The organism is Flavihumibacter solisilvae (assembly GCF_000814475.1).
In the GTDB taxonomy this organism is placed as follows: domain Bacteria; phylum Bacteroidota; class Bacteroidia; order Chitinophagales; family Chitinophagaceae; genus Flavihumibacter; species Flavihumibacter solisilvae.
This window is the reverse complement of sequence record NZ_JSVC01000005.1, coordinates 106,275-129,698: the sequence shown is the minus strand read 5'-3', so window position 1 is coordinate 129,698 and position 23,424 is coordinate 106,275. Positions and strand designations below refer to the sequence as shown.

The 23,424-nt window shown below is 48.0% G+C and carries 21 protein-coding genes; 16 read left to right on the top strand and 5 right to left on the bottom strand.

Annotated features, from left to right (window positions below; genetic code table 11):
* Window positions 1–24: 24 nt before the first annotated feature.
* Entirely contained in the window at window positions 25–2,784 is a 2,760-nt protein-coding gene (locus tag OI18_RS04890) for a 2-oxoglutarate dehydrogenase E1 component (protein WP_039137690.1), read from the bottom strand.
* Between the two features lie 274 nt (window positions 2,785–3,058).
* On the opposite strand from OI18_RS04890, the gene rpsT reads away from it, so the two are divergent.
* From rpsT to OI18_RS04870, 4 genes are all read left to right on the top strand, one after another.
* Complete coding sequence (rpsT, locus tag OI18_RS04885) at window positions 3,059–3,322, top strand: 30S ribosomal protein S20 (RefSeq protein ID WP_039137687.1); 264 nt, start codon at window positions 3,059–3,061, stop codon at window positions 3,320–3,322.
* Window positions 3,323–3,463: 141 nt separating this feature from the next.
* Window positions 3,464–5,266, top strand: coding sequence for a M14 family metallopeptidase (locus tag OI18_RS04880; RefSeq protein ID WP_052272879.1), 1,803 nt, complete (start codon window positions 3,464–3,466; stop codon window positions 5,264–5,266).
* A 23-nt stretch (window positions 5,267–5,289) separates the two neighbouring features.
* The gene (locus OI18_RS23625; RefSeq protein WP_052272878.1) at window positions 5,290–6,015 is read left to right on the top strand and encodes a toxin-antitoxin system YwqK family antitoxin; all 726 of its coding nucleotides are present in this window, start codon (window positions 5,290–5,292) and stop codon (window positions 6,013–6,015) included.
* 26 nt (window positions 6,016–6,041) lie between these two features.
* The gene (locus tag OI18_RS04870) at window positions 6,042–7,136 is read left to right on the top strand and encodes a toxin-antitoxin system YwqK family antitoxin (RefSeq protein ID WP_039137685.1); all 1,095 of its coding nucleotides are present in this window, start codon (window positions 6,042–6,044) and stop codon (window positions 7,134–7,136) included.
* Here OI18_RS04870 and OI18_RS04865 read toward each other — a convergent pair whose 3' ends face one another.
* A complete protein-coding gene (locus OI18_RS04865; protein ID WP_160290195.1) occupies window positions 7,137–7,862 on the bottom strand; it encodes a head GIN domain-containing protein in 726 nt (241 codons plus the stop codon).
* 50 nt (window positions 7,863–7,912) lie between these two features.
* Here OI18_RS04865 and guaA point away from each other — a divergent pair, with 50 nt between their 5' ends.
* The 6 genes from guaA (at window position 7,913) to OI18_RS04835 (ending at window position 17,239) form a co-directional block, all read left to right on the top strand.
* Window positions 7,913–9,448, top strand: coding sequence for a glutamine-hydrolyzing GMP synthase (guaA, locus tag OI18_RS04860; protein ID WP_039137681.1), 1,536 nt, complete (start codon window positions 7,913–7,915; stop codon window positions 9,446–9,448).
* A gap of 22 nt (window positions 9,449–9,470) precedes the next feature.
* The gene (locus tag OI18_RS04855) at window positions 9,471–10,667 is read left to right on the top strand and encodes a hypothetical protein (RefSeq protein WP_039137679.1); all 1,197 of its coding nucleotides are present in this window, start codon (window positions 9,471–9,473) and stop codon (window positions 10,665–10,667) included.
* A gap of 7 nt (window positions 10,668–10,674) precedes the next feature.
* Complete coding sequence (locus OI18_RS04850) at window positions 10,675–11,694, top strand: ligase-associated DNA damage response exonuclease (RefSeq protein ID WP_052272877.1); 1,020 nt, start codon at window positions 10,675–10,677, stop codon at window positions 11,692–11,694.
* A complete protein-coding gene (locus OI18_RS04845; RefSeq protein WP_240312724.1) occupies window positions 11,675–13,312 on the top strand; it encodes an ATP-dependent DNA ligase in 1,638 nt (545 codons plus the stop codon). Before OI18_RS04850 ends, OI18_RS04845 begins: the two co-directional genes overlap by 20 nt.
* A 16-nt stretch (window positions 13,313–13,328) precedes the next feature.
* The gene (locus tag OI18_RS04840) at window positions 13,329–14,726 is read left to right on the top strand and encodes a c-type cytochrome (protein WP_052272876.1); all 1,398 of its coding nucleotides are present in this window, start codon (window positions 13,329–13,331) and stop codon (window positions 14,724–14,726) included.
* A gap of 62 nt (window positions 14,727–14,788) precedes the next feature.
* The gene (locus tag OI18_RS04835; RefSeq protein ID WP_039137677.1) at window positions 14,789–17,239 is read left to right on the top strand and encodes a ligase-associated DNA damage response DEXH box helicase; all 2,451 of its coding nucleotides are present in this window, start codon (window positions 14,789–14,791) and stop codon (window positions 17,237–17,239) included.
* Here the strand turns inward: OI18_RS04835 and OI18_RS04830 are convergent, their stop codons facing one another.
* Window positions 17,240–17,728, bottom strand: coding sequence for a hypothetical protein (locus OI18_RS04830; RefSeq protein ID WP_039137676.1), 489 nt, complete (start codon window positions 17,726–17,728; stop codon window positions 17,240–17,242).
* 58 nt (window positions 17,729–17,786) lie between these two features.
* On the opposite strand from OI18_RS04830, the gene pdeM reads away from it, so the two are divergent.
* Window positions 17,787–18,446, top strand: a complete 660-nt coding sequence (pdeM, locus tag OI18_RS04825; protein ID WP_039137674.1) for a ligase-associated DNA damage response endonuclease PdeM — start codon at window positions 17,787–17,789, stop codon at window positions 18,444–18,446.
* A 14-nt stretch (window positions 18,447–18,460) separates the two neighbouring features.
* Window positions 18,461–19,378, top strand: coding sequence for a histone deacetylase family protein (locus OI18_RS04820; protein ID WP_039137673.1), 918 nt, complete (start codon window positions 18,461–18,463; stop codon window positions 19,376–19,378).
* Between the two features lie 58 nt (window positions 19,379–19,436).
* Here OI18_RS04820 and OI18_RS04815 read toward each other — a convergent pair whose 3' ends face one another.
* Window positions 19,437–20,186 carry an XRE family transcriptional regulator gene (locus OI18_RS04815; protein WP_039137672.1) on the bottom strand — a complete coding sequence of 250 codons (750 nt, stop codon included), beginning with the start codon at window positions 20,184–20,186 and terminating at the stop codon, window positions 19,437–19,439.
* A 184-nt stretch (window positions 20,187–20,370) separates the two neighbouring features.
* On the opposite strand from OI18_RS04815, the gene surE reads away from it, so the two are divergent.
* The 3 genes from surE to lpxB are packed head-to-tail and all read left to right on the top strand — an operon-like array spanning window position 20,371 to window position 22,608.
* A complete protein-coding gene (surE, locus tag OI18_RS04810) occupies window positions 20,371–21,150 on the top strand; it encodes a 5'/3'-nucleotidase SurE (protein WP_039137671.1) in 780 nt (259 codons plus the stop codon).
* Complete coding sequence (locus tag OI18_RS04805) at window positions 21,150–21,449, top strand: hypothetical protein (RefSeq protein ID WP_039137669.1); 300 nt, start codon at window positions 21,150–21,152, stop codon at window positions 21,447–21,449. Before surE ends, OI18_RS04805 begins: the two co-directional genes overlap by 1 nt.
* A gap of 10 nt (window positions 21,450–21,459) precedes the next feature.
* A complete protein-coding gene (gene lpxB, locus OI18_RS04800) occupies window positions 21,460–22,608 on the top strand; it encodes a lipid-A-disaccharide synthase (protein WP_052272875.1) in 1,149 nt (382 codons plus the stop codon).
* On the opposite strand, the gene OI18_RS25160 is transcribed toward lpxB, so the two are convergent.
* Window positions 22,574–22,744: a DUF6728 family protein gene (locus tag OI18_RS25160; RefSeq protein ID WP_338030045.1), complete on the bottom strand. Its 171-nt coding sequence runs from the start codon at window positions 22,742–22,744 to the stop codon at window positions 22,574–22,576. The genes lpxB and OI18_RS25160 overlap by 35 nt on opposite strands.
* Before the next feature lie 62 nt (window positions 22,745–22,806).
* Here OI18_RS25160 and OI18_RS04795 point away from each other — a divergent pair, with 62 nt between their 5' ends.
* Complete coding sequence (locus tag OI18_RS04795; RefSeq protein WP_039137667.1) at window positions 22,807–23,418, top strand: hypothetical protein; 612 nt, start codon at window positions 22,807–22,809, stop codon at window positions 23,416–23,418.
* Window positions 23,419–23,424: the final 6 nt, after the last annotated feature.

Here is a 23,424-nt window from a genome sequence, read left to right as displayed (position 1 = left end):
AAAATTCAAAAGGGAGCCCCCGGATCAGATTCCAAAGGCAGTGTCAATAATCTCTGCCTGCTCCTGGCCATGCACTTTCGCATAACCGGTTGCGGTAGATGCACTTGGCTGCCGGCTGATCACGCCAAAGTTAATATTGGAAAGGTTCATTTTAAGGTAGGATGCTGCGCCCATGTTGAGCGGTTCTTCCTGAACCCAGAACCAGGTTGCCTTATCATACTTCGCGTACAGGGCATCGAGCTGCTTCTGAGGCAGCGGGTACAATTGCTCCACGCGGATGATGGCCACATCTTTCTGCTGCTCTTTCTGCTGGCGTGCGGCAAGGTCAAAATAGATCTTACCACTGCAGAACAGCACTTTCGTCACATCGTTCTCGTTGCTGATATACGGATCGTCAATCACTTCCCTGAATCCGCCATGCAGGAATTCATCTTTAATCGAATAGGATTCCGGCAACCTCAGGTTAGCCTTCGGCGCGAAATTGATCATCGGCTTACGGAAAGGCCAGGTAAGCTGCCTGCGCAATGCATGGAAGAAGTTGCCTGCTGTAGTGATATTGGTTACCACCATATTCTGTTCAGCACAGAGTTGCAGGAATCTTTCCAACCTCGCAGAGCTGTGTTCAGGTCCCTGTCCTTCGTATCCATGCGGAAGCAGCATAACAACACCGTTCATGCGATTCCATTTCTGCTCACCGGCGGCGATGAACTGATCGATCATGGTCTGCGCGCCGTTACAGAAATCACCGAATTGCGCTTCCCACAGCACGAGGCTGTCCGGGTTGGCCATGGCATAGCCATATTCAAAGCCAAGCACCCCGTATTCGCTCAAAAGCGAGTTGTAGATCATAAACTTACCGGTAGCGCCATCGATACGGCTCAACCTGTTGTATGATTTATTGTTTTCTTCGTCGCGAAGTACGGCATGGCGATGACTGAAGGTACCGCGGCGAACATCCTGTCCGCTCATTCGCACATCCTTGCCGTCAAGCAACAGGCTTGCATACGCGAGCAATTCACCTGTGGCCCAGTCGATCTTGCCTTCTTCCCGGAATAATTTTATTTTATCCTGGATGATCTTTTCCACTTTTTTGAGCGGTTTGAAATCATCCGGCCATTTCATGATGCTTTCAAAAAGCTTATCGAAATCTGCAGCGCTGATGCCGGTTACTGGCGATTGCAAAAAGTCTTCCTCAGTTGCCTTACGCAGGCTTTTCCAGGCAAGCTCAGGTTGCTGGTATTTATAGGGAAGCGGGTTCTGTTTTACTTCGTCAAGGCGTTCCTGCAGGTCGCCCCAGAACTTCTTTTCCATTTCCTGCGCCATCTGGCGTGCATCCGACTTACCATTTTCGAGCAGGAAGGTCGTATATACTTCACGGGGATTCTGGTGCTTGTCGATCAGGTTGTACAGTCCTGGTTGAGTAAATTTCGGATCATCGCCTTCGTTATGTCCATGGCGACGGTAACAAACCATATCGATAAAGATATCCGAGTTGAACTCCTGGCGGTAACGGGTTGCGATCTCCGCACACTTCACCACAGCTTCCGGATCGTCGCCGTTCACGTGTAACACCGGCGCCTGTACAGTCGCTGCAATGGACGTACAGTAATCTGAGCTCCTGGCTTCTTCAAAATCCGTTGTAAAACCGATCTGGTTATTGATCACAAAGTGGATGGTTCCACCGGTATAGTAACCTTCGAGGTTGCTCATCTGGAGTACTTCATAAACAATCCCCTGGCCGGCTATCGATGCATCGCCATGGATAAGGATCGGGAGGATCTTATCGTAGTTACGATCGTACATGACGTCTGCTTTCGCCCGGGCGAAACCGACAACAACGGGGTCAACAGCTTCGAGGTGAGAAGGGTTGGGACACAGTTTCAGGTGAACTGTCTTCCCTTCTGGCGTCTGCACATCACTGCCGTAGCCCATGTGGTATTTCACATCACCGCTTCCCATGGTCTGGTCCATGACCGCGGTACCCTCGAATTCGCTGAAAATATGTTCGTAGGTCTTGCCGAGGATATTGGCAAGAATGTTCAATCGGCCGCGGTGAGCCATTCCGATAACCACTTCCTGCACATCATGCGTACCCCCTGTGTTGATCATGGCATCAAGGGCGGGAATGGTTGTTTCACCCCCTTCGAGTGAAAACCTTTTCTGGCCGATATATTTGGTGTGGAGGAACTTTTCAAAGATCACTCCCTGGTTCAGTTTTTCGAGTATGCGGCGTTTTTTTTCGATCGGCATCGCCTTACCGAACTCCTTTTCCATTTCAGTGGTAAGGAAATCCACCTTCTTCTGGTTGCTGATGTATTTAAACTCGATACCCACGTGATGGGCATAGGTCTGCTGTAGAAACGCCAGGATATTACGAAGGCTGGTTACACCCAGTCCAATGATATTTCCGGCATAAAAGTTACGGTCCAGATCAGCATCAGTGAAGCCGAAGAATGCAAGGTCAAGGTTTGCACCCCTGTCCTTCCGTTCCCGGATGGGATTGGTTTTTGCTATCAGGTGACCTTTATTGCGGTACCCGAGAATGAGGCGGTAGGCACTGATCTCTTTTTTTATGTCCACATCTGCAGGTGCAGCGGTTGTTACACCTGCTTTTTCTGTGGCGGCAGCCAGGCCGTTGGAGCCATACTGGCCGATAGCAAAATCGAATCCTTCAAAAAATCTCCGGAATTCCGGGTCAATACTGTTAGGGTCTTTCACAAAATCCTGGTACAGAGACTCAATAAATGCCGGGGAGGCGTTGGTGATATACGAAAAATCCTTCATATGGATAGCCCTTTTGATAACCCTTGAACTAGGTCGGGAATTGGGTATGCAAATATCGGGAAAAGTCAAAACTCAAAAGTCAAAATTCCAAATTAGCGCCTGCAGGTGTCGCAGTTCAATATTCGGTGAGCGTAAAGCCGTAACTGGCTTGAGTTTTAGCGAGAGCGATCAGGGGTGGCGCCGCCTGCCCATAAAAATTTACCCGCAAGATTTTTTTATTTTTACTTTTTACTTCTCAATTTTTAATTACCTTTGCCGTCCTAAATTTTGAAGAATGGCAAATCATAAGGCTACCAAAAAAGATGTGCGTCAGGCTGCAAAGCGCCGTGATAGAAACCGTTACTACGGTAAAACCACCCGTAATGCAATCCGTGATCTGAAGGCGACTTCAGAAAAGAAAGCCGTTGATGAGAGCCTGCCCAACGTTATCGCTATGATCGATAAGCTGGCTAAGCGTGGAATCATCCATAAGAACAAAGCTTCCAACCTGAAGAGCAAGCTCGCTAAGCGCGCCAACAACCTGGCAGTAGCTCAGTAATCTGCGTGCTGCTCCGGTAAATGAATATGGTCCTGTCTGCTGACAGGGCCTTTTTTGTTTGTACCTGTAATTCAGGGAGTTCTAATATAGAATTGGCGGAATATTCCCCTAAATTGCCGCCTTACAGGAAAATTACCCCATATGAGGCTCATAGCATCGCTCGTTCTTGCCCTGATCTCCAGCTCTCACCTGGCCGGCCAGACCTTACCCATCAGGAAAAAACCCGCATCTCCTGGCAAACCCGTTATTTCCCGGGGGACAATAGTAACACCCCTACCGAAAACTGTATATGAACTGTCGGGCGGAGTTAAAACCGCCACCTACCAGGAAGTGATCAGTTATTATGAGCTGCTCGACAAACGGTCGGCCCAGCTCAGCCTGGTGACCATGGGCCCATCAGATGCCGGTTTTCCCCTGCACCTGGCACTTTTCAGTAATGACGGGAAAAACGACCCGGCGCTTTGGCACCGCAGCCAAAAGGTAGTGATCCTGGTCAACAATGGAATCCACCCCGGTGAACCCGACGGCATTGATGCCAGCATGCTGCTGCTGCGTGACCTGGTGGAAGGAAAGAAGAAGCTTCCCGACAACGTAGCACTTGCCTTTATCCCGGTGTACAATATCGGCGGAGCGCTTAACCGGAGCAATTTTTATCGGGTTGACCAGGACGGCCCCGAGGCCTTTGGTTCCCGCGGCAACAGCCAGAATTATGACCTGAATCGCGACTTCATCAAATGCGATACCCGTGAAGCCAGGAGTTTCGCGTCGCTCTACCGTTTCCTGGACCCCGACATTTTTGTAGATAACCATGTCAGTAACGGGGCTGACTACCAGCATATTATGACTCTGATTGCGTCACAGCACAATAAACTTGGCGGGGAAATGGGGCAATTTATGAACCGCGAATTTGAGCCGGGGCTTTACCGCCTCATGAAGGAAAAGGGGTATGACCTGGTGCCCTATGTGAATGCCTTCAGTGATACCCCCGAATCCGGCTGGCCTGAGTTCCTGGAAGGACCAAGGTACAGCAGCGGGTATGCTTCTTTGTGGAATAGTTTTGCGTTCGTTCCGGAAACCCACATGCTGAAGCCATATATAAAGAGGGTGGATGCCACTTATGCGCTGATGGAATGTTTTGTGCGCTTCGCGACTGAAAACGCCACCCAGATCAAGCAGTTACGGAAGGCTGCCTTCAACGGGCAGCAGACTGCGGAATCGCTGCCCCTTCAATGGGAACACGACAAAAACAGTTTCACTGAGCTGACTTTTAAAGGATTTGAAGCAGGTAGAAAACCAAGCGGGGTATCCGGCCAGCCACGCCTCTATTATGACAGGAGTAAACCATTCGAAAAGAAAGTAAAATTCTATAACACCTATAAGGCATCCGTATACGCAAACCGGCCGGAAGCTTACGTCATCCCGCAGGGTTGGTGGAAGGTGATCGACCTGCTGGCAGCCAATAAGATTCACATGAGCCAGTTATCGAGGGATACGACGATCGAAGTAGAGTCTTACCGCATCGAAGATTATAAGACCAGTCCACGCGCCTTTGAAGGCCATCACCTGAACAGCGCTGTAAAAATCAGCAAGCACATTCAACAAAGGCAGTTCCGCAAGGGCGACTGGCTGATCCCTATGAACCAACCGGGAAACAGGTTCCTCATGGAAGTGCTTGAACCGGAGGCGATGGATGCTTATTTCTGCTGGAATTTTTTCGATCCCATACTGGGACAAAAAGAAGGCTACAGTTCATATGTCTTTGAGGATACGGCCGAGAAGTACCTTGCCGACCACCCGGATCTTAAAGAAAAATTAAAAAATAAAGTAGCTGCAGACACCGCCTTCGCTAAAAGCGGCGCGCAACAGCTGGATTTTATCTATCGCAACTCGCCATACTACGAACCGGATCACATGCAGTACCCGGTATACAGGATTGTTAAGTAAATTTGTGGTAATTGCTTGCAGACATGAAACGTACCATTATCATATCGATGATGGCGGCATTGTGCATGGGTAACATTAGCCTGTATGCGCAATCCGGCATCGCATCATCCAGCGAAATGGAAAATAGTGCTGAATCTACTCCATACTTAACTGATGAGAAAGTGGTGAGCACAAGATCGAACAGTGCATATGAAGGCCGGTATGAGGATATGCGCATAAAAGACAAAGGGAGGTTCCGTTACGGTTTACCGGATGGAGAATGGAAAGGATGGTTCAGCAACGGAAGCCCGATGTTCATCAGGAACTACAACGCCGATAAATATCTGCGCATCAGGCAGGAAGTCAAAAAACATCCCCGCCAGGTCTTTACTCCATTGGCAAAAGCGGCCCAGTCAGATCCTGCAGAAATAAAAAGGGCTACATCCTCAGTTGGTTCTTTCCGTGACTTACACGAAAGCACCGCCGACACCAGAATTTATCAACCACCTTTCAATACCTGTCTCCATCATGGGCTGTATATGAACTTTTATCCAAATGGTTCGGTTAAGGATTCGGGATATTACAAAAATGGCCTGCGTGAAGGACATTGGGAAGAATGGACCGAAAACGGGAGCACGAGGATGTCAGGAGGTTATCATCACGGGAAAAGGTCCGGCACCTGGGCATATTATGATGCCGGTGGAAAACTCAGATCTCTCACGAGCTATAACAGGAAAGGCGAGATATATCATCAAAAATTTTACGAGTGATAGCTTTCAGTTTGTATGTTTGACGCATGCGCCTGTTACTTATCCTTATCACACTTTTTATTGCCGCACCAGCCTTAGCACAGAAATCCGATACCAGCTGGCTTTCATTGAATGAACACCTGGCACCGCAAAAAAAAGGCGGCATCTACCCTGCTATCGTGATACAACAAAACAACCGTTGGGTGCTTTATGCCCTTCAACCGGATACATCCTTCGTTTTGGTGATGTCTTTCCTTGACCGGAAGCTCCGTACAAGGGACGGTGCCTTTGCTGCTTACCAGGCCGGCAAAAAACCACTGGTAACCGGCAGCTACCGCAACAACCTGCCAGACAGCACCTGGAGTTTTTACGACGAGAAGGGAAACCTGCTGCAGAAAGGACAGATGAGCCTTGGCCAGATGACCGGCGATTGGACCTTTTATACTGGTGGCCGGAAGCGATCAGTCCTGCACCATGAGTCGCAGCAGGACACCAGGCTGCCACAGGTTACAGAGCCGGCAAACGGGTCATTGCTTGCCCTGAATAATATCCGTCAAAGGATGCATGGACCCGCCATTTTTTACTACCCGGACGGGGCAGTAAAAGACTCGGGAGCTTATTTCAACAACTGGATGCACGGCGAATGGATCCACCGGTATGAAAATGGAAGATTACAAGGCTCAGGCAATTATACCAATGACAGCTTAACCGGAACCTGGAGCTGGTTCCGTAAGGATGGAAGCCAGGCTACGATTGAACAGTACCGGCGAAACAAACTGGTGTCGATCGAATGTTTCAATACTGAAGGAAAACCATCGGGAAATTCATGCCCTGTTTTACAACGCCCTTACCCGATTGGCTCATTCACCAATTTTTCGCTGTATGCAGAAAACAACCTGTTTATCCCCGATACACTGAAAGGAGTGATCGCACATGGGGAAGTGAAAATGCGTGTCAGCATTTCTTCCACGGGAAAACTCGTTTCCATAAAAACGCTTTCGTCAACCCATCCGCTGCTTACAAGCGAAGCAGAAGCGTTTTTCCATTCTTTCACAGAATGGTCACCTGCAATAATTCACAATATGTATGCTGATTACGATGTGGAATACGAGCTGTACTTCACCCGGTTTAAACAGGAATGATCAATCGATCTTCCTGATATTACCGCTGCCTTTGATATCGCTGCGGATCACGGGATTGCCTTTATAGCTGACATCACCGCTTCCTTTCACATCCACATTCAATTCTTTGCTGGCAAAGGCGCTGGCGTTGCCGCTTCCCTTGATGTCAATAGATGCAGTTTCTGATTTCAGGTCAGCCGCACGGAGATCACCGCTGCCTGCACTTTCGAGTAAAACCTGCCTGGTTTCGCCGGTCAGTTCGATATTGCCGCTACCGTACGTATGGGCTTTGATCTCAGGTGCATTTACACTCAGGTTCACGTTTCCGCTTCCTTTTGTTCCCACTTCGAGTGCTTCATCATTTGTGATCACAGATTGGCCGGTAATATTTCCGGAACCGTTTGACCAGATCCGCTGGTAAGATGGTGCAGATACGACAATTTTTATGTCGCGTGAAGGGTCAAGATTAAACCCTTCTTTGGTGCGGATAATAAGTGTACTGCCATCAACATAGGTTTCGATATGCGGTAAGATGTTATCTTCTGCTTCAATCAATACTTCATTGGAGGGTGCGGTTTTGATCTCAATATCGAATGATCCCTTCTGTTCAACGCTGTTGAAAGTACCGGGAGTTTTGGTGGTAGACACGACATTTCCGTTGCCTTTTACCCTTTTTCCGAATCCATATTTACATGAAACAAGTGAAAGGCAGAACAATGCTGCGAAGACGGTCAATAGAATTCTCATGTTGTATGTGTTTGTTGCAGTTTTTATAAACATCTTACCTTTGCGCCACCATGACAGAAAAAATCCTCATTTTAGACTTCGGCTCGCAATATACACAATTGATTGCCAGGGCCGTGCGCGAAGCCAATGTTTATTGCGAAATAACCCCATATCATAAGGCAGTGGTGTTTGAACCAGGCCTGAAAGGGATCATCCTTTCCGGGTCCCCCTTTTCTGTGAATGATGTGAATGCACCGGAAGTGGAGATCAGGGAGCTGATCGGGAAGGTACCGGTACTTGGCGTTTGCTATGGTGCCCAACTCACGGCAAAGCAGTTTGGCGGAAAAGTGGAAAAGAGTAACAAGCGCGAATATGGCCGTGCTTATATGCAGAAAATTAAAGAGAATGTTCTGCTCAATGGTATGTCAGAGAATTCACAGGTTTGGATGAGTCATGGTGACTCAATCAAGGAACTTCCCGAAGGCTTTGAATTGCTTGCTGTTACCGAAAGCATTCCGGTAGCTGCATTCCGCAAAAATGAAGGAGACGGAGTATTATACGCAGTCCAGTTCCACCCCGAAGTATATCATTCTATCGAGGGAAAAAAACTGATAAAGAATTTCCTGGTAGAAGTTTGTGGTTGCGCACAGGACTGGACCCCCGCACACTTTATTACTGATACAGTGGCTGCACTGAAAGAACAGATCGGCGACCGCAAAGTGATCATGGCACTCAGCGGCGGTGTGGACAGTACAGTAGCAGCAACACTGATACATAAAGCTATTGGTGATAACCTGTATGGCATTTTTGTAGACAACGGCGTTCTACGGAAAGGGGAATTTGAACAAGTCCTGAAGACATATAAGGATAACCTTCACCTGAACGTCAAAGGGATTGATGCGAAAGCGCGTTTTTACGGCGAGCTTGCAGGTAAAACCGACCCGGAAGACAAGCGTAAGGTGATCGGTCGCCTTTTCATAGATATTTTCCAGGAAGAAGCAGCTAACATCGAAGGCATAGAAATGCTGGGTCAGGGTACTATTTACCCCGACGTGATTGAAAGTGTTTCGGTACATGGTCCATCGGTGACCATCAAATCGCACCATAATGTTGGCGGCCTGCCGGAAAAAATGCATCTTGGCCTGGTGGAACCACTTCGTTACCTGTTCAAGGACGAGGTAAGGCGTGTAGGAAGGGAATTAGGAATTCCGGACGAGTTGCTGGACAGGCACCCGTTCCCCGGCCCGGGACTTGCTATCCGTATTCTTGGAGAAATAACTGAAGAAAAGGTTAAACTGCTGCAGGAAGCCGATTACAGGTACACCACCGGATTGAAAGAGCACAACTTATATAAAACAGTTTGGCAGGCCGGCGCAATCCTGCTTCCCGTAAAGAGTGTGGGGGTTATGGGCGATGAGCGTACTTACGAATATACGGTGGCGTTACGTGCCGTAACTTCGGTGGACGGGATGACAGCTGACTGGGCGCACCTTCCGTATGATTTTCTGGCATACATTTCGAATGAGATCATTAATAATGTCAGGGGAATTAACAGGGTGGTGTACGATATCAGCAGTAAGCCCCCTGCCACGATTGAATGGGAATAAAGACCAAACCGTAAGATCATATATGGGTAAAATGAGGCTTCTCTTTGTAGCAGTAGTCCTGTTACTGGGTTTTAGGCAATCCGCATCCGCACAGGAAAATATACCAGTTCAGTCAGGTATAAAGAAACCGGTATTGACTGTTTTGATTCCTTTATATCTTGATTCAGCTTTTGATGCTTCCGGCCAGTACAGGTATGGCAAACAGTTTCCCCGTTTCATGCTGCCCGGCCTCGAATTTTATGAAGGTGTGCAGTTCGCAATTGACTCTCTCAAAAAGGAGAATGTTTCACTTGAACTGAATATTGTTGACACGCGTTCGGTCAAGACGATTTACGACGTCCTCAAGCTGCCTGCCGTAACTGATGCTTCCCTCCTGCTGTCTTATGTGAGCAACAACGAGATCAGGCCACTGGCGGAGTATGCAAACAGGAAGCAGGTTCCCTTCATTAACGTAAACCTGCCTAACGACGGAGGGGTCACCAACAATCCGTATATGGTGATCCTGAACAGTACGCTCGCTACTCACTGCGAGGGTATGTACCGTTTCCTGCAACTTAAAAACCGCACTTCCACTATTATTGTATTCCGGAAAACCGGTCCGCAGGAAGACAGGTTGAAGAATTATTTTACCGAGATAGAAAAGTCAACATCAGGCGCGCAATTAAAGCTTAAGTACGTTAACCTGCCATCTAATTTTACAGCTGCCAACCTTACTCCCTATCTCGACAGTACGGAAACCACGATGTGTGTGGCGGGCAGCCTTGATGAAAGTTTCGGCCGTAACATCTGCATGCAGCTGGCTGAGCTGAATAAAACCTACCCTGTCCAGATCCTGGGTATGCCGACCTGGGACAATATCCGCGATTTTGAGAAACCGGAGTTCAAGGACCTGGAGATATTCTATTCAACACCATTTAACCCGCAACGGAATGATCCGGTAAGTGAGCAGGTAAATACTCACTTCAAAGACAACCTGTATGCAAGGCCAAGCGATATGGTGTTCAGGGGATTTGAAACGACGTACCGTTTCAGCAAACTGCTTGTAGAACTTGGTCCCAATATTGCAACTGGTCTTGGTATAAAAAAGTACAGGATCTTCACCGACTTCGATATTCAGCCGGTACTGCTCGACAAGAAAACACAACAGCTGGATTATTTTGAGAACAAGAAATTGTACATAGTTAAAAAAGTGAACGGAGCGGTGGTGACTGTATTTTGAGTCAACCTTGCAACCACTTATTACATTTACCGAATATGGACTTTTTTGTCAACCAGGGAATTTCTATATCGATCCCTGGCTTCCGGTTGACAAAGCAATTATCACCCATGCACACAGCGATCATGCCAGGTGGGGTTCGAAGGAATACCTGTGCCATCGTGGTTGCAAACCGCTACTTGAATTAAGGCTGGGTGCCGGAACCTACCAGCCTGTTGAATGGGGTGACATCATTTACGTAAACGGTGTCCGGGTAAGCCTTCATCCTGCGGGACATATAATTGGCTCATCGCAGGTGCGCCTGGAATACCAGGGCGAAACCTGGGTTGTCAGCGGCGATTACAAAACAGAGGATGACGGGATCAGTGGTGCATTCGAACCCATTCGTTGTCACAGTTTCATCACCGAATCAACATTCGGGCTTCCCATATACGACTGGGAGCCACAGGAAAAGATCTATGATGACATGCGATCATGGGTACAGGGAAACCGTGAATCCGGTTTTGCATCCATACTTATTGCTTACAGTCTTGGTAAAGCACAGCGCGTCAGTGTCTGCCTGTCAGCCATAACCGAAAAGATTTATGCTCATGGCGCAATTGCAAATGCGCAGGAGATCCTGAGGCAGTCTGGATTCAATTTACCATCATTAACGAGGATTACACCGGAAACGCCCCGTGAAGAGCTGAAGGGAGCAATCATACTGGCACCGCCATCAGCGGACGGCAGTAGCTGGATGCGGAAGTTCCAGCCTTACCGGACCGGAATTTGCAGCGGTTGGATGCAGGTGCGCGGAAACCGCCGCAGGCGAAATGCAGATGCCGGATTCGCATTGAGTGATCATGCAGACTGGAAAGGACTGTTGAAGGCAGTGCACGAAACGGGAGCGGAAAAAATATTTGCCACCCACGGGTTCCAGTCGGCATTCAGTCGCTACCTGAATGAACAGGGGGTGAAGGCATATGAAGTAAAAACCGATTACGGCGATATGGAGGAAGAAAATGACAGTGTTGGAGACAGTACCATATGACCAGGAGGAAATATCCGGTGGCATGCACCGGTTTTCTGTATTGGTAAACACCCTTGGCACATCCACAAAGACAAATGAAAAGCTGGATGCGCTTACCAGCTACTTCCAGCAGGCACCTGGAAAGGACAAAGTATGGGTGATCGCCTTATTCAGTGGAAGGCGACCGAAACGTGTCGTCAACAGCAGGCTGCTGGCAGAATGGAGTCGCGAACAGGCTGGCCTTCCGCCATGGCTTTTTGAGGAATGCTATCACACAGTAGGCGATCTTGCCGAAACCATTGCACTTGTTCTGCCGTCGCCGGAATCTGACAGTCCGGAACACAATCTTTCCTGGTATATCGAGCGGCTGGCGGAGCTTGGACCGTTGCCCGAAGTGGAAAAAAAAGCGTTTATGCTCGAGTGTTGGCGGGAACTGGGAAAGGATGGCAGGTTCGTATTCAATAAACTCATTACGGGAGGATTCCGGATAGGCGTTTCGCAGCAACTGATGGTACAGTCGCTCGCCCGCGTCACCGGACTGGAAGCGAGCATTGTTGCACACCGGATAAGTGGTAACTGGGAACCGGCATTGGTCAGCTTCGCCGAATTGCTGAGCGGAGAAGGCATGTCAGAAGATCATTCGAAGCCCTATCCTTTCTACCTCGCATATGCGCTGGAAGGAGGACCAGATTCATTAGGTGATCCGGTTGAGTGGCAGGCAGAATGGAAATGGGACGGAATACGGGGGCAGCTGATCAGGAGAAACGGCCAGCTTTTCGTCTGGAGTCGTGGCGAGGAACTGATGACAGATAAATTTCCTGAGTTTAATCCACTGCTTCAACTGTTACCGGAAGGAACAGTGTTGGACGGTGAGATCATGCCCGCGAGGGAAGGAAAGCCACTTCCATTCGCACTGCTGCAGACAAGGATTGGCAGGAAGAACGTGACCAAAAAGCAGCTTACTGAAGCACCTGTTGCTTTTTTTGCCTACGATCTCCTCGAATATGCAGGGAACGATTTCCGTGACATTGCATTGGAAGAAAGACGCGGGCAGCTCGAGCAATTGCTTACATCCCTTCATCACCCTGTGCTGCTGTTGTCACCTGTAATAACGTTCGGGGAATGGCGGGAACTCGAACGGATAAGGGAGCAATCCCGTGACAAGGTCGCAGAGGGCATTATGCTGAAACGGAGATCGTCGGTTTACCAGGTGGGGAGAAAGCGGGGTGACTGGTGGAAATGGAAGATCGATCCGCTGACCATTGACGCAGTAATGGTGTATGCACAGAAGGGACATGGCAGAAGGAGTAATCTTTATACTGACTACACATTTGCCGTACGCGATGGTGAGATCCTGGTAACTTTTGCCAAAGCATATTCGGGGCTCACAGATAAGGAAATTGGCCAGGTGGATCATTTCGTCAGGCAGAATTCGCTCGAAAAGTTCGGGCCGGTACGTACCGTAAAACCTGAGCTAGTATTTGAAATTGCTTTTGAAGGAATTGCCGCGTCGGGCAGGCATAAAAGCGGAGTCGCGTTGCGGTTCCCCCGCATCAGCCGCTGGCGGCATGATAAAGGGCCGGAAGATATCAATACACTGGACGATCTTAAAAAAATGCTAGAGATGTATGGGAAGTGATGGCTTAATTTCATATATGCAAAAAACCTATCGCGCAGGAATTATCCTGTTTGCCTGCATTGTTGCAGCTGTGAGTCTTCTGGCAGTTGATGCCGGTTACATCGATCCTGAAAAACCGGTGCCGGTTCCTCCATCGCCACAACGAAGTGGTGATGCCGTAAAGGGTTTCAGTTACCTGACAACCGGCGACTACGTGAAGAGCGGAATTCCATATGACTTATTTGTGCTTGGTAAAGGGAAAACGCCGGTAAATCATCTCAATCGCACGGGAATGAATGCAACTGTGAGTCATGAGTTCACCGTAATACAGGCAACCAACGGTGAGAACCTGGTAGCGCCGAATTGCCTGCAATGCCATGCCCAGGTTTTCAACGATTCACTGGTAATGGGGCTGGGTAACAGTTTCATTGATTTCAGCGGTGGACAGGTCCTTAATTCAAAGAATGTGAATATGCTGGCCAATATGCTCAAATCATCGGCGCCGGCAAAATACGAGGCTGCAAAGAATTTTATTACAGTTACCGGCACCGTTGGTCCGTACCTGAAAACAGCAGTACGGGGAGTAAACGCGGCTGACCGTCTCGCTGCCGTTCTTGTAGCCCACCGTGACCCGGTAACATTAAGATGGACCGACAGTGCAGCGATGCGAATTCCGGATGATGTTATTCCTACCGATGTACCTGCATGGTGGCTGCTGAAAAAAAAGAACGCGATGTTCTATACTGGATTTGGAAGGGGTGACTTCGGACGCTTCCTGATGGCCAGTAACCTGCTGACCGTAACTGACAGCAGTGAAGCTGCCGGGGTGGACAAAAAGATCAGTGATGTGCTTGCTTACCTGTATTCACTCGAACCGCCCGCATACCCTAAACCGGTAGATAAACAGCTTGCTGAAAAAGGTAAGGAAGTCTTTATGGAGAGTTGTAAAAAATGCCACGGCACTTATGGAGAGGACGAACAATATCCCAACCTGCTTGTGCCCGCGAAGATTATCAAAACCGACTCTGCATTATATAGCAGTAATTACCAGCAACCACAATTCATCAGCTGGTTCAACAACAGTTGGTTCGGAATGGGTGATCACCCGGCAAAGCTTGTTCCTTTCAGTGGATACATCGCTCCGCCGCTGGACGGCATCTGGTGCACTTCACCGTATCTTCATAACGGATCGGTGCCGACACTGGAAGCGTTGCTGAACAGCAGTGAAAGGCCGAAGTACTGGTCGCGCAGTTACCAACAGAACGATTACAACTACGAAGAGGTCGGCTGGAATTATACCCGGCATGAAATGGCGGGCGGGTCCACTGTCTATAATACAACACTGAAAGGTTACGGAAATTATGGACATACATTCGGTGATAAACTGTCAGCTGCTGACAGGAAAGCAGTGATTGAATATCTCAAAACTTTGTGATTGGGTTTCAATAATTCAATAAGTGAATAAGTCAATAAGTGAATAGGTGAATAGGGCTAAAGATGAAGGACACCAGAGGATATAGAATCATACAGGCATGGCTGGAAGAAAAAAAATTCGCCCCCTTTACATTCCAGGAAGCGACGTGGGCTGCCATTGCAAAAGGAGAGAGCGGTCTTGTGAATGCCCCGACCGGTTATGGAAAAACATTTTCGGTCTTCCTTGGCGCATTGATCCGTTTCATCAATGAAAATCCTGACAATTACAAAACGCGTAAGAAAAACGGGTTACGGTTATTGTGGATCTCACCACTTCGGGCGCTGGCAAAAGATATCGGACGGGCTATGGAAGAAGTGATCAGTGAACTGGGAATGAACTGGTCGGTTGGCATCCGCAATGGCGATACGACACCGGCAGAACGACAACGGCAGAAGACCCACATGCCGGAGGTGCTGATCATTACTCCTGAAAGCCTGCATTTATTGTTAGCACAAAAAGGATATCCGTCAACACTCAGTAACCTTCAGATACTTGCGGTAGACGAATGGCATGAACTGATCGGCAGCAAAAGAGGTGTCCAGGTAGAACTGGCAGTGTCCAGACTCGCAGCTTTACATCCATCGATATGCGTATTTGGTATTTCTGCGACAATTGGCAACCTCGAACAGGCGAAAGAAGTATTGTTGTCTCCTTTGAAAAAAAGCGGTGTTACTATTTCAGCAAACCTTGATAAGAAGATGGAGGTTTTGTCCATCTTTCCCGATGAAATAGAAAAATACCCCTGGGCGGGACACCTGGGAATAAAGCTCGCTGCGAAAACACTTCCCGTAATTGAGAATAGTACCACTACCCTGCTCTTCATCAATACAAGGGGAATGAGTGAGCGCTGGTACCAGGTGCTGTTAAACGAGGCCCCTGATCTTGCCGGCGCTATTGCGTTGCATCACGGCAGTATCGACCAGGATTTGCGGATCTGGGTGGAAGAAGCGCTGCACACCGGTCTGCTTAAAGTTGTAGTATGCACATCAAGCCTTGACCTTGGTGTTGATTTCCGGCCGGTTGAAACAGTCATCCAGGTTGGTTCACCAAAGGGAGTTGCGCGCTTCCTGCAGCGGGCAGGAAGAAGCGGTCACCAGCCAGGTGCTACCAGCCGCATTTACTTTTTGCCCACACATTCTCTTGAGCTTGTTGAAGCTGCTGCGTTAAAAGAAGCGATGGATCGCAATGTGATTGAATCACGTGACCCGATGTTACTTTGTTATGATGTGTTGTTGCAATTTATGTGCACGCTGGCCATTTCTGAAGGATTTGACCAGGCAGTTCTTTTTAACGAAGTAAGGACAACCTATTGTTTCCGTGACCTCACTCAGGATGACTGGATTCAATTGTTGAGTTTCCTTACGACCGGCGGTAAGGCATTGCAACAATATGACGATTATAAAAAAGTAGAGTTGATAGATGGTGTTTACCGGATCACCAGCCGGAGGATGGCCATGCGACACCGGATGCATATAGGCACGATCGTAAGTGATGTAATGATGAAAGTCCGGTTCATCAGCGGAGGATATATCGGAGTGATTGAAGAAGGGTTCATTGCGCGTTTGGAACCGGGCGACAGTTTCATCCTTGCCGGCAGAAACCTGGAACTGGTAATGGTAAAAGAGATGACTGCCCTGGTTCGAAAATCAAATTCGCCCAAGGCGATCGTACCCAGCTGGGAAGGAGGCCGGATGCCGCTTTCAGCGAACCTGGGCAGAATGCTAAGGGAGCAGTTCGACGAAGCCGGAAGTGGCAGCAGTAACAAAGACGAAATCATTGCGCTACGGCCGCTCTTCGATCTGCAGTCAGAGTTAAGTCACGTGCCAAAGGCAAATGAACTCCTCATTGAGCAGATTGAAACAAAAGATGGTTTCCACCTTTTCGTTTATCCCTTTGAAGGCCGGCTCGTGCACGAAGCAATGGCGGCGATCCTTGCTTACAGGATCAGCCGGATCATGCCTATTACCTTTTCATTTGCGATGAATGATTACGGATTCGAATTACTGAGTGATCAACCCATTCCGGTCGACGACAGCAATGTATATGAATTGTTCTCACCTGAAAATCTATTCCAGGATATCCAGCGAAGTGTCAACAGTACAGAAATGGCCAGGAGAAAGTTCAGGGAGATTGCCACGATCGGCGGGCTTATTTTCCAGGGATATCCCGGGGAGCAGAAGAAGACAAGGCATCTTCAGTCGAGTGCCTCGTTGTTGTTCAATGTGTTTCGGGAATATGATCCCGACAATCTTTTGATCAGGCAGGCCTACCAGCAGGTATTCGATCAGCAGATGGAGGAAGTCCGCCTGCGGGATATGCTGCAACGCATACAGCAGAGCAATATAGTGATCAGGTTCCCTGAAAGACTGACGCCTTTCTGTTTCCCGATCAAAGTCGATAGCATGAGAGAGAACCTGTCCTCGGAAAAGCTCGAGGACAGGATCAAAAAAATGCAGTTACAGCTATCGAAATAATTATTTCAGGTGTTTCAGCTGGGTGGTATACAAAATGATAAACAATACCGGGAATACAAGCATGAAACTCATGGCACCAGCGAAACCGATCCCGATAAAGATGATACTGCCTACGATGGGAAGCAATTCACCGATGAGCCACATGTAGTAACCATTTTTCTGAAGTTTCCGCATCTGGATGGCGCCGTAAATACAGAGACCGACACCTACGAGTGCAATTATAAAAAGGGGAATCCTGTTTTCGTAAGCCAGGCGGGCATTTTCAAGTGCTTCCGGTCCTGCCATTTTCTTCATGAAATCCGGTGCATCATCCAGTTTTCCACTTGATTGAAGTTCCTCGAGGTCATCGAGACTCTTCCTTCCTTTTATAAAGTTCAATGAGCCAAAAAACAGTTCAATCGCACTTCCGATAAATGTGAGAATTGTGAGCACATTCAGCATGGAGGGAAGTTTTTTCTCCTGCGGTTCAAATGGGTTTTCTGTATTCATACGCGGGGTTTTGTTGAAAAGCCAAATTAACAATAATCCTTTTTAGATTTGCAGGATAATGCAGGCACCTCTTTCTTTTTCTGTATCCGGTGAGCAATTGTGGCTTTCCCCTCACAAGGCTGTTTACTGGGAATCGGCCGGTACACTGATCGTCAGTGATCTTCATTTTGGTAAGACCGGGCATTTCCGCAAGGCAGGGATTGCAGTACCACAACATGTGTTCAGGAATGACCTCCAGCGACTTTTTGACCTGGTCAGCTTTTTCAGGCCGCACACGATCCTGATCGTTGGCGACTTCTTTCATTCGGCTGAAAACCGTGAAGCAGACCTGTTTGCCCGCTGGAGAAATGACCACGATGGCATCAGGATCAGGCTGGTCATGGGTAATCATGATATTTTTTCCGAAGACTGGTATACAATAAACAACATAGAAGTTTTTAAGAATATTTACTCACAGGGTCCGTTCAGTTTCGTGCATGAATGGTTACCCGAAATGGAAAACGGGACGGAGACCTATTTTTTCTCCGGCCATATACACCCGGGGGTCCGGTTAAGTGGAATGGGCAGGCAGTCACTCCGTCTGCCATGTTTTTATTTCGGCCGTAGTGCCGCGATCCTGCCTGCCTTCAGTGAATTTACGGGCCTGGCAATACTTGAACCGGATGAAGGCTCACGGGTATTTGTAATTGCCGAGAAAAAAGTGCTTTCCCTTCAATAAGACGACGAGTTCCGATGAGTAGAAACGGCCTGTATATCGCTTATGATCCCATTTATTCTTATCCACTGCCGGAAGGTCATCGCTTCCCGATGATCAAGTACGAACTGATCCCGGGACAACTACTCTATGAAGGATTAATCCGGGAAGAAAATCTCGTGGCGCCAGCAGTATGCCCGGATAAGGTAATACTCTACACGCATGACCATGATTACCTCGGCAGGTTACATAACCAGACACTAAGCGCTAAAGAACAAAGAGAGATAGGCTTTCCCCAATCGCCGCAACTCACGCTTCGTGAACTCATTATCACGCAGGGCACCATCAACTGTTCGTTGCATGCACTGAGTCACGGAATTGCGCTAAATGTTGCGGGAGGTACACATCATGCATATGCCGGAAAGGGCGAGGGCTTCTGCCTCCTGAACGATTTTGCTGTTGCAGCGAATTACCTGCTGCAGGAGCAGCTTGCTTCACGCATACTGATCATTGATCTCGATGTGCACCAGGGTAATGGAACTGCAAAACTCTTTGAGCATGAAAAGCGGGTCTTCACTTTCAGTATGCACGGGCGTCACAATTATCCCTTCCGGAAAGAAATTTCAGACCTGGATATTCCACTTGAAGATGGCACCGATACTATTACCTATCTCGATCTGCTGAAAAAAAACCTGCCCCCGGTAATCAAAAGCTACCAGCCGGATTTTGCGTTCTACCTGTCGGGCGTTGATATACTCGCCACAGATAAATTCGGTAAACTGAAGGTATCCACAGAGGGGTGTCGCGAACGCGACCGGTTCGTTTTTCAAATCTTACACGAGAACCACATTCCGTGCACGGTTGCCATGGGCGGGGGGTATTCACCTGACATCAGGGACATAATAACAGCGCATTGCAATACCTTTCGCGAAGCTGCAATGATCAGTGACAATTAAAAAAACCCCGCCGAAGCGGGGCTTACTAACCCATAATACTAAAAAACAACAGCGTTTATCAATTCATTTTTTTCTTCAGGGAACTAACCTGTTCCTGCAGGTTAGAGACAACTGAGGCCAGTTGGTCAACGTCCCACCGTTGCTGTTGATTTGCACGGGTGATGACCATCTGCGCCTGCCATACTTCCATAATATCGCCGGCATCAACCTGGTAAGGCTGGAAAACCGGGTTATCACTAACGAGGGTAAGTTTAGTTTTTGAGCGGGGATTTTTCATGACCCTTTTATAAACTATACCCTGCTGCCTTGAAACGACTATGTAGGTATTGCTCGTTTTCAACGACTCAAGGTTATCGATCTTCTCGCCAACAATGATAGAACCACTTGGGGTCGGCAACATTGAATCACCAAGAATCTCAAATGCCCTGTACTGGCCCGGAGCAAGCATTGGCAGCGTAAACGTGTTCAATTCATCAATGAACTCCGGATCTGCATAGCCTGCCAGGTAACCGGCGGCTGCTTTAACAGGTACAAATTGAATTACCGTTGGTTCCGAAGCCAGTTTCTGGGCCCGTCGTTTGGCTATATAACTACCCTTTGTATCACCAAGGTCTTTCAGAAACAACTCATCCAGGCTCACCTTGAACATTTCACTCACAACTTCCAGCACTTCCAGTCTTGGCTCTGCCCTTTCTTCTTCATAAGCACCAAGTAAAGATCTTTTGATCCTGAGCTTCGTTGCAAAATCTTCCTGTGTCCATCCCCGAAGCTTACGCAGATATTTTAAGTTTTTGCCGGCAAATGACATGCTAAGTGATTTAGCACGAAAATACTAAATTATTTGTCAAAGTAAAAAGTAAAAAATTAAAATTTAGAAAAATAGTTCCTGCTGCGAATGCGAAGGATGGAGCAACCCGCCTGCGGACACTTGTAACCGTTCCATCCCGGAACCTGTTTTTCCCTTTTTAATATCTACTTTTGACTTTTTTATTATGCCAAAGCGCAAGGAAAAGCCAATCATTCTCATTACAAACGACGACGGTGTTACGGCACCCGGAATTAAAAACCTGGTAGAAGCGGTTAAGGATCTGGGTAAGGTCGTTGTGGTTGCCCCGGACAAACCACAGTCGGGGATGGGACATGCCATTACGATCGGGTCGCCGTTGCGACTGAATGCAGTTACCTATTTTGAGGGCATAGAAGCATACTCATGTACCGGTACTCCGGTGGACTGTGTGAAGCTGGCGGTCGATAAGGTTTTGCACCGCAAGCCGGACATCTGCCTCAGCGGAATAAACCACGGTGCCAATCATTCCATCAATGTGATCTATTCAGGCACTATGTCCGCCGCAGTTGAAGCAGCCATTGAAAGCATCCCCTCCATTGGATTTTCACTGCTGGATTACAGCATTGAAGCGGATTTTTCTGCCGCTGCAGTGTATGCGCGAAAAATTACTGAGCTTGTGCTGGCTAAAAAGCTCGATAAGCACCTCGTATTGAACGTGAACTTCCCGGCAGTACCGGAAGACCAGATAAAAGGCATTAAGATCTGCCGGCAGGCCTATGCCAAGTACCAGGAGGATTTCCTGGAACGCCAGGACCCTCACGGCCGCAGGTATTACTGGCTCACCGGCGAGTTCATGAATTTTGATAAGGGCAGGGATACCGATGTGTGGGCACTTCAGAATAATTATGTAAGTGTGGTTCCTGTACAATTTGATCTTACCAATTACGTTCTTAAGTCCAAACTGGAAAAAAGCTGGAAACATTAATGTTCAAGAAAGACAATCTCCGCCTGGGAATCGTACTGGGCTTACTGGCACCTGTAGCCGGACTGATCATATATTACCTTGTTGCGTTTTTACCGCGGCATGTTGCGTTTACGGACTTTCTTCAATACCTCCGCCTTTATAAAAGCCTGCTGACTGGAGTCAGCAGTATATCGCTGGTTGCAAATGCTATCCTTTTCACCATCTATATCAACAGCAGGAGGGACCAGACGGCGAAAGGCGTATTTATTGCTACACTCGTTTATGGGATCGCTGTCCTCCTTATAAAACTGATCGCCTAATTTTGGGGCTATGAGATATTACATCATCGCGGGCGAGGCCAGCGGCGACCTGCATGGCGGTAACCTGATCAGGGAATTGAAAAAAAGGGATACTGATGCAGACATCCGTTGCTGGGGCGGGGACCTGATGCAGGCCGCCGGTGCAACCCTGGTTAAACATTACTCCGAACTGGCTTTCATGGGTTTTGTGGAAGTGATTGCAAACCTTCGGACCATATTCCGAAACCTTGACTTTTGTAAACAGGATATAACTGAATTCCGGCCGGATGCGATAATATTCATTGACTATCCAGGTTTCAACCTACGCATTGCGAAATGGGCGAAGGAAAAAGGGTACAGGACCATCTATTACATTTCTCCCCAGGTGTGGGCCTGGAAGGAAAACAGGGTCAAAGGTATAAGGGAGAACGTGGATAAAATGCTCGTAATCCTCCCCTTTGAAAAAGGTTTTTATGACAAATGGAATTACCCGGTAGAATATGTGGGTCATCCTTTGGTGGAAGTCATTAACCAGTTTAAGGCTGCACATCCTGATCTGAAACCCGATCCGAAACTGATCGCGCTGCTGCCAGGAAGCCGTAAACAGGAAATCCTTCAGAAGCTTCCGGTAATGCTCGAAGTAAGCCGTTCGTTTCCCGATTACAGGTTTGTCGTGGCAATGGCCCCTGGCCAACCTGACAGCTTTTACGAACCATTATTAGGTCCGTTCCCAAATGTTTCGGCTGTCCGAAACGCGACCTATCCCCTGTTGATGCAGGCTGCGGCAGCCATGGTTACATCGGGCACTGCTACCCTGGAAACTGCGCTGTTCGGCGTTCCGGAAGTTGTGTGCTATAAAGGCAACAGGATATCATACATGATAGCCAAACGACTCATCAAAGTAAAATATATTTCACTGGTGAACCTGATCGTGGATAGGCTGATCGTTAAGGAACTCATCCAGGATGAAATGAATGTGGAGAATCTCAGTGCCGAACTGGATCGACTCCTTCATAACGAATCAGCGCGCCGTCAGCTGGAAAAAGAATACCATGATTTAAGAGAAATCCTTCAACAGGGCGGCAATGCATCAGCGCAGGCAGCTGAAAGTATCTGGAACTTCATGCTGGAAGGAACAAGAGATCTTACTTCCGGAAAAAGACAAAACGGACGAGCATAAAAATCAACGCTGCCACGAACATAAACAATGAGATGCGGTTAATGCCATGCATATACCCTATCCATTTACTCCGTGGCGCTTTCGGATCTCTCTTTTTGATGTAGAGGTATTCTGCTAACTGCCTTAATACGCCCATTATAACGGTTTATTTATTAACAAAACTAGTCGGCTAATAGTTAACTTTAATAAAAAACCGCCATGAAATTTCCAGCAGTTGCGATGGCACTTCTCGCCAGTATGATCTTAACCGGGTGCGGCAGCTCCAAGCCCGCTTCCGGAACCGAAAGTTTCATTGCTGAAGGATACCAGAAAAAGAAGTACAGCAACATCCTGGTGCTGGGCACGATGAAGGATACTGTTGCGCGGAAAAAAGTAGAAAAAGAAATGGTGGATCTGCTGAACCGCAGCGGATATCATTCCACTCCGACACATCCTTATTTTTCGATGACTGAGATTACCAGCCGAGAAGCGTTAAAGACAAAAATTGACCCGATCCAGTTCGATGGAATAATCGTACTGACATATCTTGGAGCGCAGACATCAATGAGTGACCAGGTCAGTGTGGCTTCAACGACACCACTTGCATCCATGAGCCTCTTCGATATTTATACCAGCCCTGCCTACGATTTCAATTATGATACAAGATCGCAGACTGTCGGCAGTGTATCAGCTGCATTCTATACCAGGGAGCAATACCAGAAGCAATGGGCCAGCATGGTGCAGGTAAATATGAGCAACGGCCTTGATATGGGAACAGAAATGCTTGCAGGTTTGGTGTTAGCCCGAATGAAGCGGGACAAGATCCTTTGAAATTTT